This window comes from Geodermatophilus sp. SYSU D00525, assembly GCF_054050475.1.
Genome location: NZ_JBJGZK010000017.1, coordinates 15450 through 33895, shown reverse-complemented (window position 1 = coordinate 33895; position 18446 = coordinate 15450). Strand labels below are relative to the sequence as shown.

The window sequence follows — 18446 nt, the reverse complement described above, 5'->3', positions numbered from 1 at the left end:
CGGCCGCCGTGCGGGGCGACGTGCTGGAACGGCCCCGCTGCAGGGGCCCGCCGCGAGGTCGCGAGCGGTGGGGGGCAGCGGGGTCCTCCGTCAGCGGTCGAGCAGCTGGTCGGCGGCCCAGCTGACGACGGCGAGGACCAGCCCGCCGAGGATCGCGGTGCCGAACCCGTCGATCGACAGCCGGTCCGACAGCGCGGCGGTGAGGCCGAGCAGCGCGGCGTTCACGACCAGCAGGAACAGCCCGAGGGTCAGCAGGATCGCCGGGAGGGACAGCAGCCGCAGGAGCGGCCCGACCACCGCGTTGACGACGGCGAACAGCAGCGCCACCCAGAGGAAGGTGCCACTGACGCCGAGCGCACCGTTCTCGTTGCCGTCGATCTGGATGCCCGGCAGCAGCCGCGTGAGGCCGTAGAAGGCCAGGGCCATGACGACGACCTTGAGCGCGAACCTGATCACGCACCCACGCTAGTGGCCGGACCTGGCAGTCCCCTGGCTCTGCACCCTTCTACCGGTCTCTGGCGTCGACGCTAGAGAGTCGTAGACCGGCCTCGACGTGCGTGCGGACGCGCCCGCGCGGGCACCCATGTCGGTGAGGTGGTGTGCCGTGGTGGACCGGCTGGTGGTCGTGGGCGCGTCCGCGGGAGGCATGGAGCCCCTGCGGCGGCTGCTGGCGGCGCTGCCTGCCGGCCTGCCGGCCGCCGTGGCCGTCGTCCTGCACCTGTCCCCCACCGGGGACAGCCGGCTGCCGGAGCTGCTGTCCCGGGCCGGTCCGCTGCCTGCGCGGCACCCCACCGAGGGCGGGGCCCTGGTGCCGGGGCAGGTCGTCGTCGCACCCCCCGACCGGCACCTGGTCGTGCGCGACGGCCGGGTGCACCTCACGCGGGGACCGCGGGTCAACCGGCAGCGGCCGGCGGTCGACGTGCTCTTCCGCAGCGCCGCCGTCTCCCGCGGCGCGGGCGTGGTCGCCGTCGTCCTGTCCGGCGCGCTCGACGACGGCGCACTCGGTGCGGCCGCGGTCGCCGCGCAGGACGGCCGGGTGCTGGTGCAGGACCCCGCTGAGGCCCGCGTGTCCGCCATGCCCCGGGCGACGCTGGCCGTCGTGCGCCGCGCCCGCGCGGCCCCCGCCGCCGAGCTGGGGCCGCTGGTCGCCGAGCTGGTCGGCACCCCCCTTCCCCTCGCGCCCGCCGCCGGCGCCCCGTCCGACGAGAGGAGTCCGCAGATGGCCGGCGGACCGACAGCCGTCACCGCCCTGGGGGTCCCCGCTGCCCTCGGCTGCCCCGAGTGCCAGGGCGGCATGTTCGAGAGCACCGCCGACGGGTCGGTGAACTGGACCTGCCACGTCGGCCACGCGTGGTCGGCGCAGAGCCTGCTCGAGGCGCAGCGCCAGGCCGTCGAGGGCGCGGTCTACAACGCGGCGTCGAAGCTGCTGGAGATCGCGTCGGTGCACCGCCGGCTGGCCGAGCTCGACGGGACCGGTGACCGGGACGAGCACCTGCGCGCGGCCGAGCGGGCCGAGGCGCGGGCCGCCCAGGTCCGCGGCGAGGCCGACGGCGGCTGACCGGCGGTCAGGACGCGGGCGTCTGCGTGTAGAGCGCGAGCCGCCAGCGGTCGCCGTCGCGGACGTACAGGCTGCTCATCGTCCCCGTGAACGGCGGCTCCTGATCGTGCCGCCAGGCCCGGCCGGTGTAGACCAGCGCCGCCGCGCCCGCCCCGGCGTGCACCAGCCGGACGTCGTCGAGCTCGTAGCGCAGCCACGGCGGGGAGGCACCCAGGGCGGCGACGACGGCGGCGCGGTCCATCACCGTCCCGTCCGCGAGCACCATCAGGCCGTCGTCGGCCATCACCTCGCCGTAGAAGTCCCCGCCGGTCGCGTCGCACAGGGCGTCCCAGCCCCGCCGCTCGAGGGTGAGGAGCTCGGTCTGCACCTCGTCGTGCACGCGGTCGTCCAGTCGGTCGTCCATGCGCGCCACCCTGGCGTCGCCGCCGTCCGCCGTCGACCCTCCGCGACACGCGCTACACCGTTCTACCGATCTCTACGGCGAGGGCTAGACGAGGCCATACGGTGCTCGACGTGGACCCCGTCCGGAACCCCTACGCCCCCGGCGCCGGGCAGCGCCCGCCCGAGCTGGCCGGCCGCGACGACGAGCTGTCGGCCTTCGACGTCGTCCTGGAACGGATCGCCCGCGGCCGGCCCGAGCGGTCGCTGGTGCTCACCGGGCTGCGCGGCGTGGGCAAGACGGTGCTGCTCAACCAGCTCCGCTCGGCGGCGATCGGCCGCGGCTGGGGCACCGGCAAGATCGAGGCGCGGCCGGACCAGTCGCTGCGCCGGCCGGTCTCCTCGGCGCTGCACATGGCGCTGCGCGAGCTGCGCCACCCCGACCAGGAGTCGATGGACGCCGTCCTCGGGACGCTCAAGGCCTTCGCCCAGCGGCTGGCCCCGTCCGACGCCAAGCTGCGCGACCGCTGGCAGCCGGGCATCGACGTGCCCGCCACCACCGGCCGGGCCGACTCCGGCGACATGGAGATCGACCTGGTCGAGCTGCTCAGCGACGCCGCGGGGCTCGCCGCCGACGTCGGCAAGGGCGTGGCGCTGTTCATCGACGAGATGCAGGACGTGCAGGCCCCCGACGTCTCGGCCATCTGCGCCGCCTGCCACGAGCTGTCGCAGCAGGGCGCGCCGCTGATCGTCGTCGGTGCCGGGCTCCCCCACCTGCCGGCGGTGCTGTCGGCGTCGAAGAGCTACTCCGAGCGGCTGTTCCGCTACCTGCGCATCGACCGGCTGGACCGGTCCGCCGCCGACCGCGCGCTGCTGGCGCCCGCCGAGCGCGAGGAGGTCACCTTCGAGCCGGCCGCCCTCGACGCCCTCTACGCGGCCGCCGACGGCTACCCGTACTTCGTGCAGGCCTACGGCAAGGTCACCTGGGACGTCGCGGCCGCCTCCCCCATCACCGCCGACGACGTCGCGATGGCCGCACCGGTCGCCGAGGCCGAGCTGGCCGTCGGGTTCTTCGGCTCCCGCTACGACCGCGCCACCCCGGCCGAGCGCGAGTACATGCACGCGATGGCCGGGCTCGGCGGTCCCGCCGGCACCCCGGTGGCGACGTCGGAGGTGGCCGCGACCCTGGGCCGCAAGCCGGCGTCGCTGTCCCCGGCGCGCGACTCGCTGATCAAGAAGGGGCTGGTCTACTCCGCCGAGCGCGGGCAGATCGCCTTCACCGTCCCCCACTTCGGCCGCTACCTGCTGCGCCAGCCCGACTGAGGGAGGACCCCCTCCCCCGCACGCCTCGCCCCGCCCGGCCCGGGACCCTGCGAGGGGGCCGCCTGCGTCAAGCGGGCCGCAGGAAGCCGTCCAGGTCGGCGGCGAGGGCCTGCGGGCACTCCCAGTTCGGGCAGTGGCCGGTGCCCTCGTGGACCAGCAGCCGGGCGTCGGGGAGCGCGGCCAGGAGCCGGTCCTGCTGCCCGCGGTCGAACAGCGCGTCGCGGTCGCCCCACACCAGCAGCGTCGGCGCGAGGACCGCCCCGAGCCGGTCGCGGTCGTCGACGGCGACCATCTCCTCCCAGGCGTCCCGGTAGACGTACCCCGGCGCCCGGCGGCTCTCCGCGACCAGCGCGTCGAAGAACGCCGGCTCCACCGGCCGGTACACCGCGCTCGCGGCGAACTCCCGCACGAAGCCCTCGGGGACGTCGTCGGGCAGGTCGGCGATCGCCGTCCGCACCTCCGCCGCCAGCCGGTCGCCCACGCGGTCGGCCGAGTCTACGAGCACCATCCGGTCGACCAGCCCGGGGTGCTCCTCGGCCACCCGCCGCACCACGAAGCTGCCGTGGGAGTGGCCCACCAGGTGCGCGCGCCCGATCCCCAGCACGCCGCACAGCGCCACCAGGTCCTCGGCGAGCCGGTCCATCGTGTAGCCGGCCCGCGGGTGGTCGGACCCGCCGAACCCGCGCTGGCTGTAGGCGACGACGCGCAGCCGCGGGTCCAGGTGCGGGAGGACGCGGCTCCAGGAGACCCAGGAGTCGGGCCAGCCGTGGACGAGGACGACGACCGGCCCGCCGGGGTCCCCCTGCTCCACGGTCTCCAGCCGCAGCCCGCCCGGGAGCGTCACGGTGCGCGGGCGGAGGGTCTGCGTCGTCCCGGACACGGGGCCTCCCCGGAGCCGTCCCCCCGCACCGCCACGGTAGGGGCGGGGCCCTCCCCGCGGGCCGGTCCGGTGCGGCGGAAATGGCCGTGTCCGCCGCACCGGGACGGTTGCGGGCGGCAACCGCGGGCAGGGAGCAGCCCGTGCCCGACGTCGTCGAAGCCGGTCTGTGGGGTCTGCTGGGCGGCGCCGCCCTCGTCCTCGGGGCGCTGGTCGCCTGGTTCGTGCGCGTGCCGCAGACGGTGATCGCCTCGGTCATGGCCTTCGGCTCCGGCGTGCTCATCTCCGCCGTCGCCTTCGACCTCATGGAGGAGGCCGCCGACACCGGCGGGCTGGGCCCCACCGCGGTCGGCTTCCTCGGCGGCGCGGTGGCCTACCTCGCCGCGAACGCCGCACTGGCCCGGCGCGGCGCCCGGCACCGCAAGCGGTCGGGCGGGGCGGGCACCGAGCAGCAGCCGTCGGAGGACGAGCAGGGCGGCAGCGGAGCGGCGATCGCGGTCGGCGCGCTGCTCGACGGCGTCCCGGAGTCGGTGGTCCTCGGGCTCGGCCTGCTCGGCGGCGGCGCGGTGAGCGCGCCGGTGCTGGCCGCGGTCTTCATCTCCAACGTCCCCGAGGGCCTGTCCAGCGCCGCCGGCATGAAGGCCAGCGGGCGGCCGGCCGGCTACGTCTTCGGGGTCTGGGGCGGCATCGCGGTGGCCAGCGGCCTGGCCGCGCTGGTCGGCTACGCGGCCCTGGGCGGCGCCCCGCCCGAGGCGATCGCCGTCATCACCGCCGTCGCGGCCGGCGCCATCCTCACGATGATCGCCGACACGATGATCCCGGAGGCCTTCGAGCGGACCCGCACGTGGACCGGCCTGATCACCACCACCGGGTTCCTGGTCGCCTTCGCGATCGAGCGGCTCGGCGCGTGAGCGGGCAGGGTGGGCCCGTGGCAGAGGCACGCGACCCCGTCCAGATCAGCGTCCCCGTCGACGGCGGCGAGCTGTCGGCCCTGCACTGGGCCGCCGACGCCCCGGGCTCCCCCATCGCCGTGCTGGTCCACGGCATCACCGCCAACGCGATGGCCTGGGCCCGGGTGGCGGCCGCGCTGGCCGGCGAGTTCGAGGTCGTCGCCCCCGACCTGCGCGGGCGGGCCGGCTCGGCCGGGCTGCCCGGCCCCTACGGCCTTGAGCGGCACGCCCGGGACGTCGCCACCCTGCTCGACCGGTTCGGCGCCGACGACGACGCCGGGGCCGACGCCACCGTGCTCGTCGGCCACTCGATGGGCGCGTTCGTCGCCGCGCTGGCCGCGGCGGGCCCGGCCCGCGACGAGGTGCACGGCCTGGTCCTGGTCGACGGCGGGCCGGCCCTCGCCCAGCCCCCGGGCGCCGACGTCGACGCGATGCTCTCCGCCGTCCTCGGCCCGTCGCTGGACCGGCTGTCGACGTCGTTCCCCGACCTCGCCGCCGTGCGCGCGTTCTGGGCGCGGCACCCCGCCGTCGGCCCGTGGGTGGACGTGCCGTCGGTGGCCGCCTACCTCGCCCGCGACCTCGCCCCCGGCGGGCCGCCGCTGCGCAGCGCCTGCGTGCCCGAGGCGGTCCGCGTCGACGGCGGGGACGTGCTGCTCAACGAGCGCGTGCTCGAGGCGACCACCTCCCTGCCGGTGCCCGCCACGCTGCTGTGGGCCACGCGCGGCCTGCTCGACCAGACCCCCGGCCTCTACGACGAGGTGCGCCTGGCCTCGCTCGGGCTGGAGCCGGCCGGGATCACCGCGCGCGAGGTGCCCGGCACCAACCACTACTCGCTGCTGTGGGCCGACGAGGGCGTCGCGGCGATCGCGGACGAGGTCCGGGCGGCCGCCGCCCGCGTCTAGGCCGGGCGGCCGAGCAGCGGCGGCAGCACCTCGGGCCCGGCCTCGTCCGGGCGCTCCCCGCCCACCGGGTGCGCCCGGACGGCGAGCACCGCGACGTCGTCCTCGGCGCCCTCGCCGAGCATGCTGGCCAGCAGCCCGTCGCACAGGCCGGCGAGCGAGGAGCCGGCCGCGGCCCCGACCAGCCGGCGGAGCTCCTCGCGGCTCTCGTCGAGCGGGACGCCGCGCCGCTCGAACAGCCCGTCGGTGAACAGCAGCAGCGTGCTGTCCGGCGGGATGACCTCGTGCCCGTCGGCGCGCGGGCCGCGCCAGCCGATCCCCAGCGGCGGGCCGACCGGCGCGGACAGGTCGCGGACGGTCCCGTCGGGCAGCAGCAGCATCGGCTCGGGGTGGCCCGCGGTGGCCCAGCGCAGCCGGCGCAGCCCCACGGCCGCCTCGGCCGGGGTCTGCTCGACCCGGCACACCAGCGCGGTGGCCATCGCGGGCACGGCGAGGCCGACCAGGGCGTGGTCGACCCGCCGCAGCACCCCGGCGGGCTCCTCCAGCCGGTCGAAGGCGATCGCGCGGACCAGCGTCTTGACCTGCCCCATGGCCGCGGCGGCCTCGATGTCGTGGCCCATGACGTCGCCGATCACCAGCACGGTGTCGCCGTCGGGCTGCAGGAAGGCGTCGTACCAGTCGCCGCCGATGGACACCCCGCGGGTGGCCGGCCGGTAGCGGACGGCGAGCTCGAGGTGGTCGGGCTGCACCGGCGGGGACAGCAGGCTGTGCTGCATCCGCTCGGCCACCTGCTGGGCGGCGCTGGCCAGCCGGGCGTTGTCCAGCGCCAGGGCGGCCCGCCGGGAGGCGATCTCGGCGGTGCGCAGCTCGGCGTCGGTGTGCGGCCCCCGCTCGAACCCGTTGACCAGCGTGAACGCGCCGAACACCTCGCCGCGGGCGAGCAGCGGGAAGGTGGCGACGGCGGACACCCGCAGCGGCGCCAGGGCGTCGCGGCTGGCCTCGTCGGCGACCATGACGCGGACGTCGTCGTCGGTGAGGTGCGGGATGACCACCGGCCGGCCGCTGGCCAGCGCCGTGGGCACCGGTGCGGTGGGCCGGTTGCTGCGCACCCGCAGGTCGGCGTAGCGGTGCATGGCCGGGACCATCGCCGGGTCGCTGTGCGCGCGGCCGACGTCGCGGCGGGTGCCGTCGGGGTCGACGACGCTGACCAGGCACCAGTCGGCCAGCAGCGGCACGACCAGGTCCGCGAACCGGGCGACGGCCTCGTCGACGTCGGTGGTCGACGTCATCGCCTGGCTGATGTCGCCGAGCAGCACCAGGTGCCGGGCCGAGACCTCGGCCCGCGCCGCCGCCGCGGCCGCCTCCGCGGCGGCGGTCTCGCGGGCCGCGACGGCCGCGGCACGCTCCTCCTCGGCGCGCCGGCGCTGCGTCACGTCGTCGTAGGTGACCACCAGGCCCGCCTCGGTGAGGAACGCGTCGGCGCGGAACCACCGGCCCAGCGGGGCGAAGAAGGCCTCGGTGGAGCCGGACTCGCCGGTCGCCCGGACGTGCCGGTACAGCTCCTCGAACGGGCCCCCCACCGCCTCCGGGAACTCCTCCCAGATGCCCCGGCCCTGCAGCCCCGCTGCGGTGCGCTCGAGCACCCCGGCCCCGGCGGGGTTGACGTAGCGGAACCGCCAGCCGGCGTCGAGGACGAACAGCGGCCGGTCCATGCCCTCCACGGCCTGGACGAGCAGGTCACGGGGCGGCGGGGCGGCGCCGTCCGGGGTCATGCGCCCATGCTGCCGCATCCGGGGGGCCGGCCCGCCTGCGGTCCCCCGTCGTGGGGACGGGTCCGGAGCGGGCCGGTTGGCAGCGCGACCGGGTCGCGGAACGATCAGGACGGGCCCGTGGCGTCCGGCGTCGTGCGCCGGTGCGGGCGGCCGGCGAGGAGGAGGTGCGGGCATGGCCGATCCGCTGCCGGACCCGCCCGCCGGTCCGGGAGCGGGGTGGCGGCGGGAGGCCGGTCCCCTGCCGGGTCCCCAGCCGACCGTCCCCCTCGCCCGCCGCGTGCCCGATCCCACGGCCCTCGCCGCCCTGGTGGACCGGCTGCCGGCCGCCGTCCTCGCGCTCGACCCGGCGGGGCGGCTGACCTGGCTCAACGCCGCCGCGGCACGCCTGCTGGGCGGCACCGCCGCCGCGCTGACCGGCCGGCCGCTGGACGACGGCACGCCGGGCAGCACCGGCCACGTCCTGGCCCAGGCCTGCTCGGAGGCCGCCGCCACCGGCGACTCGGTGACCGTCGCCGCCGGCGGGGACGGCTGGTACGAGGTGCGGGCCCTGCCCGGGCCGGAGGGGCTCGCGGTGACGGTCACCGACGTCTCCGCCCGGCGCGCGGTGCAGGAGCGGGCCGACCGCGCCGCGGCCCGCGCGACGCTGCTGGTGCGGGTCAGCGGGGAGCTCTCGGGCGCGCTCGACGGCGTCTCGGCGCTGGGCCGGCTGGCGCGGCTGGTGGTGCCGGTGCTCACCGACGGCTGCGTGGTCACCGTCGTCGACCGGGAGGGCCGCGCCCGCGACGTCGGCTCCTGGCACGCCGACCCCGAGCGCCGCGAGCTGCTGGCCCGCTACACCCGGGTGCGGCTGGAGCGCATGCCGCCGTCCTCCCCCGTCGCCCGGGCGCTGCGCGCGGGCACGCCGCTGACCACCTCCGTCGCCGACGTCCTCGCGGAGATGACCGACGAGGCGACGCGGGAGATGCTGCGCGGCCTGCGCGCGGAGTCGGTGGTGGTCCTCCCCCTGCCCGCCGAGTCGCGGACCGTCGGGGTGCTCACCCTCTACCTCGACGCCGGCCGCGAGCTGGGCGAGGCCGACCTCGCCACCGCGCGGGCGGTCGCGGTGCAGGCCGGCCGCGCGGTGGACCGGGTCGGGCGGCAGAGCCGGCAGATCCAGCTGGCCGAGGCGCTGCAGCGCAGCCTGCTCACCGACCCGCCCGCGTTCCCCGGCCTGGAGGTCGCGGTGCGGTACGTGCCGGCGGCCGAGGCGGCGCGGGTGGGCGGGGACTGGTACGACGCCTTCTCCTCCCCCACCGGCGACCCGGTCCTGGTGATCGGCGACGTCGTCGGCCACGACACCGCGGCCGCGGCGACGATGGGGCAGCTGCGCGGCCTGCTGCGGGGGATCGCGCACGCCCGTGGCGCCGGCCCCGCCGGGGTGCTGCGCGGCCTGGACGAGGCCATGGCGGACGTGCACCCGGACACGCTGGCCACGGCCGCCGTCGCCCGGCTGGAGGACGGCGGCCGGCGGCTGCGGTGGGCCAACGCCGGGCACCCGCCCCCGGTGCTGCTCCTGCCCGGCGGCCGGGTGGTCGCGCTCGACCACGGCGACCCGATCGGCGACCTGGCGCTGGGCGTGGACGCGACGGCCGAGCGGCGCGAGTCGGCGGTCCGCCTCGCGCCGGGGACGACGGTGCTGCTGCACACCGACGGGCTGGTCGAGCGGCGCGGCAGCACGCTGGACGCGGACACCGCCCGGCTGCACCGCGTGCTGGCCGGGCTCGCCGGCCGGCCCCTGCCCCGGCTGTGCGACGAGCTGCTCGCGCGCCTGGTGCCGGGCCCGCCCGAGGACGACGTCGCGCTGCTCGCGGTGACCGTCGCGGGCTGAGCCGCGATCCGGCTCACCCCGCGGAGGCGGGTGGGCACCGCCAGGATTGGGCCGCTGGCCGACTGGGCACGGAATCCCCGTCCGAGAACCAGGACGACGACGGAGAAGAGGTCATGGGCCGACTGACCTGGCCGCTGCGCCCGCTGCCCAACGGGCGCGGCGAGCTGTGGCGCCGGGACCTCGGGGGCCTCGCCGAGCTGCCCGCGGCGCGCGCCGGGCTCCGCGACCACCTGAGCACCATCGGCTTCCCGCGCGACCCCGACGACCCCGCGGCCGACCGGATGATCCTGGCCTTCGACGAGCTGGCCTCCAACGCGCTGCGGCACGGCGTCTCGCCGGTCGTCGCGACGGTGGTGGCCGGGTCCGGGGGCTGGCTGCTCGACGTGAGCGACCGCGACCCCGACACGATGCCGGCGCCCGCGGTCGGCCGGGACCCCGCGCACGGCGGGCTGGGCCTGTACCTGGTGGCGCGGCTGTCGGTGGCCCACGGCTGGTACGTCGACGACGGCTGCAAGCACGTGTGGGCCTGCCTGCCGACGACCTTCGAGGAGTGCGCGGTCACCGCGTCCTGAGACGTGAGCGCGCCCGGGGCGGCGGGGACGGTGGTCCCTGCGCCGCCCCGGGGCGGTCGGTGCGGGGCTCGCCGGCCGGGTTGCGGCCGGGAGCGCCCGTGGATCAGGAGGGGACGACCAGCGACAGCCGGCCCTTGCCGTAGCCGGGGACCTCGACGGCGAGGTCGAGCCGGTTGAAGGCGGCGAGCATGCCGGCGACGTCGCCCGGCAGGTCGTCGCCCGGCGCGTACAGCCGGTAGAGCTTCGAGTGCGGGGCACCGGGCACGTTGAACAGCGCCGAGAGGACGTTGACGACCTCGTGCAGGGCCTCGGTGAGCATCGCGGTGAGCTCGCCGTCCTCCTCGACGACGTCCTGGACGCCGCCGGGGGGCAGCAGCGCCAGCGCGCCGCCGGTCCAGGCCGACAGCGGCAGGTCCATGACGCACAGCGCGTTGACGGCCATCGTCGGGCTGACGTAGACCGCCACCGAGACGGGGTCCTTCTCGGTCGGCGTCACCGGGGCGCCCGGCGTCACCGCGACGGGCTTGCCGACGAGGCCGGACAGCATGTCCTTGACGGCCTTGGCGTCGGGCAGGACGACGGTCAGCGGCGCGGTCACGCGAGCACCCCGTCGAGGTGCTCGGTGAAGGTGTCCGCGGTGAACGGCTTGGCGATGAGGAACAGCGCGCCGGCGTCGGCGGCCTTCTCCCGCATCTCCGGCGAGCCCTCCGAGGTGACGAAGCCGAACGGGACGGTGGAGCCCGAGCCGCGCAGCGCCTGCAGGCACTCCAGGCCGGTCATGTTGGGCATGTTCCAGTCCGACAGCACCAGGTCCGGGCTCTCGCTCCGCACCTTGTCGTAGGCGTCGCGGCCGTCCTCGGCCTCGACGATGTCGTGGTCGTCGTAACCGGCCTGCCGCAGGGTGCGGATGACGATCTGCCGCATGACGCGGCTGTCGTCGGCGACCAGGATCTTCACAGGGGCACCTCGTTCTCTTCCTCGGCGTGCGACTGCACGGAGACGGTCAGCGGCTCGCCGCGCCACAGGACGGCGACGCGGCAGGTGTCGGCCTCGCGGCCGGCGGGCGGGGTGGTGCCGGTCTCGGGCAGGCCGAGCACCGACGGGCCGGGGAGGACGGCCTTGACGTTCCCGCCGACGACGTTGGCGAGCTCGCCCAGCGCGTCGTCGACGTCCTCGTCCTCGAGCACCGCGGGGGCGTGCTCGCGGAGCAGGGCCCGGGTCAGCTCCAGCGCCGTCCCGCGACCGCAGGTGAGCACGACGGCGCCGGTCCACGGCCCGACGACCTCGACCCAGGCGCTCAGCGTGTCCGCGGGCAGCGGCGCCGGCAGCGGGACGAGCACCTCGTCCTCGCCGACGAGCGCGAGCCACGCCTGCTCGGTGATCTGCTGGACCGTGGCCTCGTCGACCAGGTCGGCCACGGCGGGCGGTCGGTCGGACGCGCGGCGGCGCAGCCCGGTGTCCGGACGGGTCACGAGCCTCTCCTCGCTGGCGCTCGTCGGGCTCGCGCCCAGGGGTGCTGTGTTCCTTGGTGACCTCGCGAGCTCGGTCACAGCGGGACCTCCTGCGGGAGCAGGCCGAGCAGCGCGAGCTTGTCGCGGATGGCGTCGGCGGTGAACGGCTTGATGACGTACTCGTGGGCGCCGGCGGCCAGGGCGCGCACGATCTGGCCGTGCTCGCTCTCGGAGGTGACCATCACCAGCGTCACCGCGCGCCAGGCCGGGTTGGCGCGGACGGCGTTGACGAACTGCAGGCCGTCCATCACCGGCATGTTCCAGTCGATCGTGCACAGGTCGGGCACCCAGCCCTCGTGGAGGACGTCGAGTGCCTCCTGGCCGTGGCCGGCCTGCCGGGTCTCGTAGCCGATCCCCTCGAGGATGCCGGTCACGATGCGCCGCATGGCGCGGGAGTCGTCGATCACCAGAGCGCGCACGGTCAGGCCCCCTTCAGCGGGCGGTAGGCGGAGCTGCGGCCGAGCACGACGCGGCTCCAGGAGTCGTCGACGCCGAGGGTGGTCTCGGCGGCACCGAGGAACAGCCAGCCGTCGGGGCGCATGAGCTCCCGCACCCGGCGGAGGATCGCCTGCTTGGTGGGCAGGTCGAAGTAGATGAGGACGTTGCGCAGGTAGACGACGTCGAACGGGCCCATCCGCGGCAGCGGGGCGGCCAGGTTGCACTCGCGGGCGGTGACCATGCGGCGGAGGCCCGGGGCGACCTCCCACTCGCTGCCGGCCCGCTGGAAGTGGCGGACCAGCATCGGCGCGGGCAGGCCGCGGTTGACCTCGAGCTGGCTGAACCGGCCCGCCCGGGTGCGCTCGACCATCTCGCGGGAGATGTCCGTGGCGGTGATCGAGACCCGCGTCGAGGCGTTGGGCAGCGCGTCCTCGAGCAGCATCGCCACCGTGTAGGGCTCCTGACCGCTGGAGCAGGCCGCCGACCAGATCTGCAGCCGCTCGGCGGGGCCGCGGGCGGACAGCAACGAGGGCAGCACGGTCGAGGTGAGCGCGGTGAACGGGTCGCCGTCGCGGAACCACGAGGTCTCGTTGGTGGTCAGCGCCTCGACGATCGAGCGGGTGTCGTCCGGCCGCGGGCGGCTGCGGACCGAGTCGACGAACGCGTCGACGTCGGTCATGCCCATCTTGCGGGCCAGGGGCAGCAGCCGGGCCTCGACGAGGTACTCCTTGCCCGGCGCGAGGACGATCGCGCTCTCCCGGTGCACCAGCTGGCGCACCCAGTCGAAGCGGGTCGCGGTGAGGGTCATCGTGGTGCTCCCGTCGCGTGGATCAGGGGGGCGGGCTGCGGCGGGATGCCGGGGGCGGCGCGGCCGAGGTGGCGGGTGATCGCCTCGGCGACGCGGTCGAGCGGGAGGACCTCGTCGGCGAGGCCGGCGGAGGCGACGGCGCCGGGCATGCCCCACACGACCGAGGTGGCCTGGTCCTGGACGACGACGGTGCCGCCGGCGTCGCGGACGGCGCTCGCCCCGCTGCGGCCGTCGGAGCCCATGCCGGTCAGCACCACGGCGAGGACGGCGCCGTCGTAGGCGGTCACCGCCGAGCGGAACAACGGGTCGACGGCGGGGCGGCAGAAGTTCTCCGGCGGGCCCTGCGACAGCACCGTCGTCGCGCCGCGGCCGGTGCCGCGCACGGTGAGGTGGTGGTCGCCGGGGGCCAGGTGGACGGTGCCCGGCAGCAGCGGCGAGCCGTCGGAGGCCTCGACGACGCGCAGCGCGGAGAGGCGGTCCAGCCGCTGGGCGAACTGGCGGGTGAAGACCGGCGGCATGTGCTGCACGAGCAGGACCGGCACCGGGAGGGTGGCCGGCAGCGCGGGGAGGACCCGGGCCAGCGCCTCGGGGCCGCCGGTGGAGGAGCCGATGACCAGCACCGCGGGGGCCTTGTGCGGCGTGCTGCGCGGGGCCGGGGGGCGGGCGGCGACCGGCGCGGCGGCGGCGCGGGGCGCGCCGAGGCCGACCGGGCGCCCGGTGAGGGCCTTGATCTTCGGGATGAGCTGCTCGCGGACGCTCTCCATCGACTGCGCGACGCTGCCGACGTTGGCCGGCTTGGTCACGTAGTCGTTGGCGCCGGCGGACAGGGCGTCCAGGGTCGCCGAGGCGCCGCGCTCGGTGAGCGTGCTGAACATGACGATCGGGACGCGGTTGCGGCGCGCGCGGACGGCGCGGACCGCCTCGATGCCGTTCATCTCCGGCATCTCGATGTCCATCGTGACCAGGTCGGGCTCGAGCGTGTCGAGCTTGGCCAGCGCGAGCTTGCCGTTGACCGCCGTGCCGACGACCTCGATGGCCGGGTCGGAGGACAGCACGTCGGTCACGATCTTGCGGACGACGACCGAGTCGTCGACCACCAGCACGCGGATCGGGTCCACACGTCCTCCTGCTCCGGCGGCGACGGCCGGCGGGGCCGTCGTCGGGGTCTCGGCAGCGCGGCGGGGGGCCTCAAGGTCAGTCCCGGTGCTGTTCCGGAACGTCCTCGGGCGCACCACCCGCATCGCCTGTCCCAGGAGTTGTCGGCCGCCCCACCCGTGGTGTTGACCGGTCCGGCGCAACCGTTACGGGGGATGCGGTGACCACGGGGACCGCGGGTACATGTCGACCCGCTCGCGCGGTGACCCCCCGGAGGTACACCGCACTGACCTGCGGTGACGCGGGCCGATCACCGGATGCGTGCACGTCGGAGGCCCGGGATGCGTCTCGTTGCCGCTCGTCCCGGCGCGCCCGCGCGTGTCGGCGGCAACGACCCGATGATCGACGGGGAGGCACCCGTGGCGGACGCGGGCGGGCGCCCGCGTGAGGTCAGCGGCCGGCGGCGCGGTGCCAGGGCGCGAGCAGCACGCCCAGGGCGCTCGAGTCGAGCAGGTCGCCCATCGTGAGCGCCTGGACGACGCCGGCGAGGGCGTTCCACGAGCCCGTGGCGCCGTCGTGGGCGTCGAGGCCGCCGTCGGCGAACGCGCGGACGGCGAGCAGCTGGGCGGCGGCGAGGGTCCGGGTGCGGCCGGAGACGTGCGCAGCCCACGCGGCCTCGTGCATGGCGGCCGCCCACGGGCGCTGGGTGGCCCGGCCCTCGTCGACGGCGGCCCGCCAGCGCTCACGGCCGCGGGCGTCCAGGCCGGCGAACGTGGCCAGCAGCGAGTGCAGCTCGGGCGTGGCGGGGCCGAGGTCGGCGTCGGCGCCACGGGTGGCGGCGTCCGGGACGACGGCGTCGAAGGGCGCCACCAGCTCGCGGCGCACCAGGCGCGGCAGCACGTCGGCGGCCCACTCCCCCACCGCGGCGTCGGCGAGGACCTCGGCGGCCTGCTCGCGGACGTCGTCGTCGGCCTGGGCGAAGGCGCCGTGCTCGGGGCCGAGGACGTCCTCGCGCAGCAGCCGCTCCAGCGCCGCGGCGTTGCCGATGGTGCCGCGCTCGAGCTGGGCGACCAGGACGGCGGCGCGGTCCTCCCCCGGCTCCGGCGACACCGTCCGCAGCTGGGGCACCGCGGCGGCGAGCTCGCGGGCGCGGCGGGCGCGCACGGCGAGGACGGTGCGCTGGTCGTGGTCGGCGCCACGGGAGCGGGCGCCGGCGGCCAGCGCGGTGAGCTCGGCGGGGCCGGCGGTGAGCCCGGTGAGCAGCACGCCGGCGACGGCGCGGCCGGCGGGCAGCCGCACCAGGTCGAACCCGAGCGTCGCGGCACTGACCAGCGAGTACGGCACGTCTCCCCCTCCGACGGCACCGCCGTGGAGCAGGCGGTCCGCCCCATGCTCGCGGTGATCACCCCGTGACGCCACGCGGCCGTCACCCGATCGCCGGAGGGGCACGGGGGAACGGCCGCGTGTCGGGGGCTGTCGAGCGACGTGACGATCACGCCGGGTGACCGCCCGCCGCCTGCGCGCACCCGCCGGAGGCCCGGGGTCCCGGGACGGCGCGAGCCCTACCCGGGGACGGGCACCGTGCCCATACTGGCCCCGCCATGCAGGCCGATGCCCCCACTCCAGGAGGACGGCGACCGGACGGGCGGGCCGGCTCGGCGGACGCCGGCGGCTCGGACCTCGTCGAGGCCGCCGTGGGCATGCTGCTCGCCGGTGCCCCGGTCGGCTACGCGGTGCTCGACACCGAGCTGCGCTACGTGCGGATCAACCAGACGCTGGCCGCCGTCAACGGCGTGCCGGTGGCCGAGCACCTGGGCCGGTCGGTGGCCGAGGTGCTCCCCGACGTGGCCCCGGAGGTCGAGCCCCTGCTGCGCCGGGTGCTGGCCACCGGGGAGCCGATCACCGACCTGGAACTGGACAGCGGACCGACCCCGGGCCAGCCCGGTCGCCGCCGCCACTGGCGGGTCAGCTACTACCCGGTGCGGGCGACACCGGGGGCGGGGCCGCCCGAGGGTCTGGGCCTGGTCGTCACCGACGAGACCGGCCGGCACGAGGGGCAGGAGGAGCGCCGCCGGCTGCTGGAGGCCGAACGGACGGCGGCGGCCCGGGTGCGGCACGCGCTGCAACGGCAGGAGCGGCTGCACCGGCTGACGTCGGCCCTGGCGCGCGCGACCACGGTGCGCGACGTGGCCGCCACGATGGTGGACCTCGCGCCCGGGATCCTGGGGGCCAGCGCCGCCACCCTCAACGAGTACGAGCCGGGCACCGGGCTGTCCGTCCTCGCCGTGAGCGGCCTGCCGCCCGAGGTGGCCCGACCGGGCCAGGTGATCCCGGCCCCCCTCCCGCCGCTGGTGCGCGACGTCCTCCGGGGGGACGGCCCGGTGCTGGTGGCCAGCACCGCCGAGCGCGACCGGCGGTACCCCGACATGGCGGGCTCGGGGGTGCGACAGCAGGCCTGGGCCAACCTGGCGCTGTGCAGTCACGGCCGGCCGGCCGGGATCGTGGCGTTCGGCTGGGACGACCCCCGCACCTTCGCCGACGAGGACGTGGAGCTGCTCACCGCGCTGGCCGACCAGTGCGCCACCGCGATGGACCGCGCCCGCCTCTACCGGGCCGAGCAGGACGCCCGGCGGCGCGCCGAGACGGCGCAGCAGCGGCTGGACCTGCTGGCCCGGGCCGGCTACGCGCTCAGCCGCTCCCTCGACGAGTCGGCCGTGCTCGACGAGCTGGCCGCCCTGCTGGTGCCCGACCACGCCGACTGGCTGGTCGTGCTGCTCGCCGGCCGGCCGGGACAGCTGGTGCCCCGCTGTTCGGTGCACGCCGACCCCCGGGTCCACGCGGCCGCGCAGGAGCTGCTGGCGGCGCGGCCGCTGCGCGTCGACGGACACAGCGCGGCCGCGCGGGTCTTCCGCACCCAGCGGCCCCTCGTGGTGGAGGACGCGCTGCCCTACCTGACCGAGGACGGCGGCCCGCCCGAGGTGGCCCGGTTCGCCCGGCTCCTCGGCCCCGGCCCGGGCCTGCTCACCCCGTTGGTGGTCCGCGGCCGGAGCACCGGCGTGCTGTCGCTGGTCGGCGCCTCCGCCGGCGGCAGGCCGCTCACCGACCAGCAGGAGCTCGTCGGCGACCTCGCCTCACGCGTGGCGGTCGCGCTGGACAACGCCCACCTCTACGGCCGGCAGACCCGGATCGCCCGCCGCCTGCAGGACGGCCTCCTGCCGGCCCGCCTGCCCGAGGTCCCCGGCGTGGAGCTGGCCACCCGCTACGCCACGGCGGAGGAGTCGGTCGAGGTCGGCGGCGACTTCTACGACGTCGTCCCGCTCGACGGCGGCGCGTTCGTGCTCGCGATCGGCGACGTCTGCGGGCGCGGGATCGACGCCGCGAGCACCACCGGGCTGGCCCGGCACACCCTGCGGGCCATCGCGCGGGACCTGCCCCCGGCGGCCGCGCTGGTGCGGCTCAACGAGGCCCTGCTCGCGGAGACCGCCCCGGACCGGTTCCTCACCGCCGCCTGCGCCCGGATCACCCCGCACCCCGACGGCACCGCAGCCGTGCAGCTCGCCCGCGCCGGCCACGAGCCCCCGGTGCTGGTGCGGGCCGACGGGAGCGCCACGCTGCTGGCCCCGGCGGGGCAGCTCCTCGGCGTCCTCCCCGAGGTGATCGCGGAGACCCGGGAGCTCGTCCTCGGGCCCGGCGACGCCCTCGTGATGTACACCGACGGCATCACCGAGACCCGGGGACGCGACGGCCTGTTCGGCGAGGAACGGCTCGTCGCGGCCCTCGCCGGGCCGCCCGGCCCGCGGCCGGCCGCCGTCCCTCCGCGCACCGCCGACGACCTCGCCGACCTCGTCCTGGCCGCCACCGACCGGTTCCGCGCCGGCCCGGCCGACGACGACGCCGCCCTGCTCGTCGCCCGCCTGCGCCCCCGGTGACGGGGCGCGAAGGGGTCAGGCGCCGACGGCCTTCTGCACGTCGAGGGCGAGCAGGAGCTTCCCGTCGAGCTTGTAGGCGCCGCGGATGAGCTCGCGGGCCTGCCCGTCGAGGGTGTCCGGCGGGGCCTCGAAGTCGGCGGCGTCGACGTCGACGACGTCGGCGATCGAGTCGACCAGCAGGCTCACCGCCTCGCCGTGCAGCCGCACCACGATGACGACGGCGTCGGTGCCGGCCGGCCGCGGCGGGCGGCCCAGCCGCTCGCGCAGCTCGATGGCGGTGACCACCTGACCGCGCAGGTTGATCAGCCCGGCGACGGCCGGCGGCGCCAGCGGCACCCGGGTCAGCTTCTGGCTGCGCAGCACCTCCTGCACGTGCTCGACCTCGACGCCGTACAGGTCGCCGTCGAGCCGGAAGGTGGCCAGCTGCCCGCTGGTGGCGCGGGTGGTGGTCTCGGTCGCGGTCGTCACG

General features: G+C 77.0%; 19 protein-coding genes. 7 read left to right on the top strand and 12 right to left on the bottom strand.

Annotation, left to right across the window (positions count from 1 at the left end; translation table 11 throughout):
• Positions 1–90: 90 nt before the first annotated feature.
• A complete protein-coding gene (locus ACI796_RS15025) occupies positions 91–456 on the bottom strand; it encodes a phage holin family protein (RefSeq protein WP_456942033.1) in 366 nt (121 codons plus the stop codon).
• Positions 457–604: 148 nt separating this feature from the next.
• Between ACI796_RS15025 and ACI796_RS15020 the strand changes: the two genes are divergently transcribed.
• The gene (locus ACI796_RS15020; RefSeq protein WP_456942032.1) at positions 605–1558 is read left to right on the top strand and encodes a chemotaxis protein CheB; all 954 of its coding nucleotides are present in this window, start codon (positions 605–607) and stop codon (positions 1556–1558) included.
• A gap of 7 nt (positions 1559–1565) precedes the next feature.
• Here the strand turns inward: ACI796_RS15020 and ACI796_RS15015 are convergent, their stop codons facing one another.
• On the bottom strand, positions 1566–1961 hold the full coding sequence (locus ACI796_RS15015; RefSeq protein WP_456942031.1) for a nuclear transport factor 2 family protein: 396 nt from the start codon (positions 1959–1961) through the stop codon (positions 1566–1568).
• Positions 1962–2071: 110 nt separating this feature from the next.
• On the opposite strand from ACI796_RS15015, the gene ACI796_RS15010 reads away from it, so the two are divergent.
• Positions 2072–3259 carry an AAA family ATPase gene (locus ACI796_RS15010; protein WP_456942030.1) on the top strand — a complete coding sequence of 396 codons (1188 nt, stop codon included), beginning with the start codon at positions 2072–2074 and terminating at the stop codon, positions 3257–3259.
• Positions 3260–3326: 67 nt separating this feature from the next.
• Here ACI796_RS15010 and ACI796_RS15005 read toward each other — a convergent pair whose 3' ends face one another.
• A complete protein-coding gene (locus ACI796_RS15005) occupies positions 3327–4139 on the bottom strand; it encodes an alpha/beta fold hydrolase (RefSeq protein ID WP_456942029.1) in 813 nt (270 codons plus the stop codon).
• A 140-nt stretch (positions 4140–4279) separates the two neighbouring features.
• Between ACI796_RS15005 and ACI796_RS15000 the strand changes: the two genes are divergently transcribed.
• Both ACI796_RS15000 and ACI796_RS14995 read left to right on the top strand, forming a co-directional pair.
• Positions 4280–5047 carry a ZIP family metal transporter gene (locus ACI796_RS15000; protein ID WP_456942028.1) on the top strand — a complete coding sequence of 256 codons (768 nt, stop codon included), beginning with the start codon at positions 4280–4282 and terminating at the stop codon, positions 5045–5047.
• Between the two features lie 17 nt (positions 5048–5064).
• Positions 5065–5988, top strand: coding sequence for an alpha/beta fold hydrolase (locus ACI796_RS14995; RefSeq protein ID WP_456942027.1), 924 nt, complete (start codon positions 5065–5067; stop codon positions 5986–5988).
• Here ACI796_RS14995 and ACI796_RS14990 read toward each other — a convergent pair.
• Entirely contained in the window at positions 5985–7757 is a 1773-nt protein-coding gene (locus ACI796_RS14990; RefSeq protein WP_456942026.1) for a SpoIIE family protein phosphatase, read from the bottom strand. The genes ACI796_RS14995 and ACI796_RS14990 overlap by 4 nt on opposite strands.
• Positions 7758–7929: 172 nt before the next feature.
• On the opposite strand from ACI796_RS14990, the gene ACI796_RS14985 reads away from it, so the two are divergent.
• Positions 7930–9624 carry a SpoIIE family protein phosphatase gene (locus tag ACI796_RS14985; protein WP_456942025.1) on the top strand — a complete coding sequence of 565 codons (1695 nt, stop codon included), beginning with the start codon at positions 7930–7932 and terminating at the stop codon, positions 9622–9624.
• Between the two features lie 113 nt (positions 9625–9737).
• The gene (locus ACI796_RS14980; RefSeq protein ID WP_456942024.1) at positions 9738–10196 is read left to right on the top strand and encodes an ATP-binding protein; all 459 of its coding nucleotides are present in this window, start codon (positions 9738–9740) and stop codon (positions 10194–10196) included.
• A gap of 103 nt (positions 10197–10299) precedes the next feature.
• On the opposite strand, the gene ACI796_RS14975 is transcribed toward ACI796_RS14980, so the two are convergent.
• The 7 genes from ACI796_RS14975 to ACI796_RS14945 all read right to left on the bottom strand — a co-directional run bounded on the left by ACI796_RS14975 (position 10300) and on the right by ACI796_RS14945 (position 15392).
• The gene (locus tag ACI796_RS14975; protein WP_456942023.1) at positions 10300–10794 is read right to left on the bottom strand and encodes a hypothetical protein; all 495 of its coding nucleotides are present in this window, start codon (positions 10792–10794) and stop codon (positions 10300–10302) included.
• A complete protein-coding gene (locus ACI796_RS14970) occupies positions 10791–11153 on the bottom strand; it encodes a response regulator (RefSeq protein ID WP_456942022.1) in 363 nt (120 codons plus the stop codon). The genes ACI796_RS14975 and ACI796_RS14970 overlap by 4 nt, the downstream gene beginning before the upstream one ends.
• Positions 11150–11668, bottom strand: a complete 519-nt coding sequence (locus ACI796_RS14965; protein WP_456942021.1) for a chemotaxis protein CheX — start codon at positions 11666–11668, stop codon at positions 11150–11152. The genes ACI796_RS14970 and ACI796_RS14965 overlap by 4 nt, the downstream gene beginning before the upstream one ends.
• A 74-nt stretch (positions 11669–11742) precedes the next feature.
• Positions 11743–12126, bottom strand: a complete 384-nt coding sequence (locus tag ACI796_RS14960; RefSeq protein WP_456942020.1) for a response regulator — start codon at positions 12124–12126, stop codon at positions 11743–11745.
• 2 nt (positions 12127–12128) lie between these two features.
• Positions 12129–12953, bottom strand: a complete 825-nt coding sequence (locus tag ACI796_RS14955; RefSeq protein ID WP_456942019.1) for a CheR family methyltransferase — start codon at positions 12951–12953, stop codon at positions 12129–12131.
• Positions 12950–14071: a protein-glutamate methylesterase/protein-glutamine glutaminase gene (locus ACI796_RS14950; RefSeq protein WP_456942018.1), complete on the bottom strand. Its 1122-nt coding sequence runs from the start codon at positions 14069–14071 to the stop codon at positions 12950–12952. Before ACI796_RS14950 ends, ACI796_RS14955 begins: the two co-directional genes overlap by 4 nt.
• A gap of 427 nt (positions 14072–14498) precedes the next feature.
• Positions 14499–15392 carry a hypothetical protein gene (locus ACI796_RS14945; RefSeq protein WP_456942017.1) on the bottom strand — a complete coding sequence of 298 codons (894 nt, stop codon included), beginning with the start codon at positions 15390–15392 and terminating at the stop codon, positions 14499–14501.
• Positions 15393–15649: 257 nt separating this feature from the next.
• Here ACI796_RS14945 and ACI796_RS14940 point away from each other — a divergent pair, with 257 nt between their 5' ends.
• A complete protein-coding gene (locus ACI796_RS14940) occupies positions 15650–17977 on the top strand; it encodes a SpoIIE family protein phosphatase (protein WP_456942016.1) in 2328 nt (775 codons plus the stop codon).
• Between the two features lie 15 nt (positions 17978–17992).
• Here the strand turns inward: ACI796_RS14940 and ACI796_RS14935 are convergent, their stop codons facing one another.
• Positions 17993–18445, bottom strand: a complete 453-nt coding sequence (locus tag ACI796_RS14935; RefSeq protein ID WP_456942015.1) for a chemotaxis protein CheW — start codon at positions 18443–18445, stop codon at positions 17993–17995.
• Position 18446 lies beyond the last annotated feature (1 nt).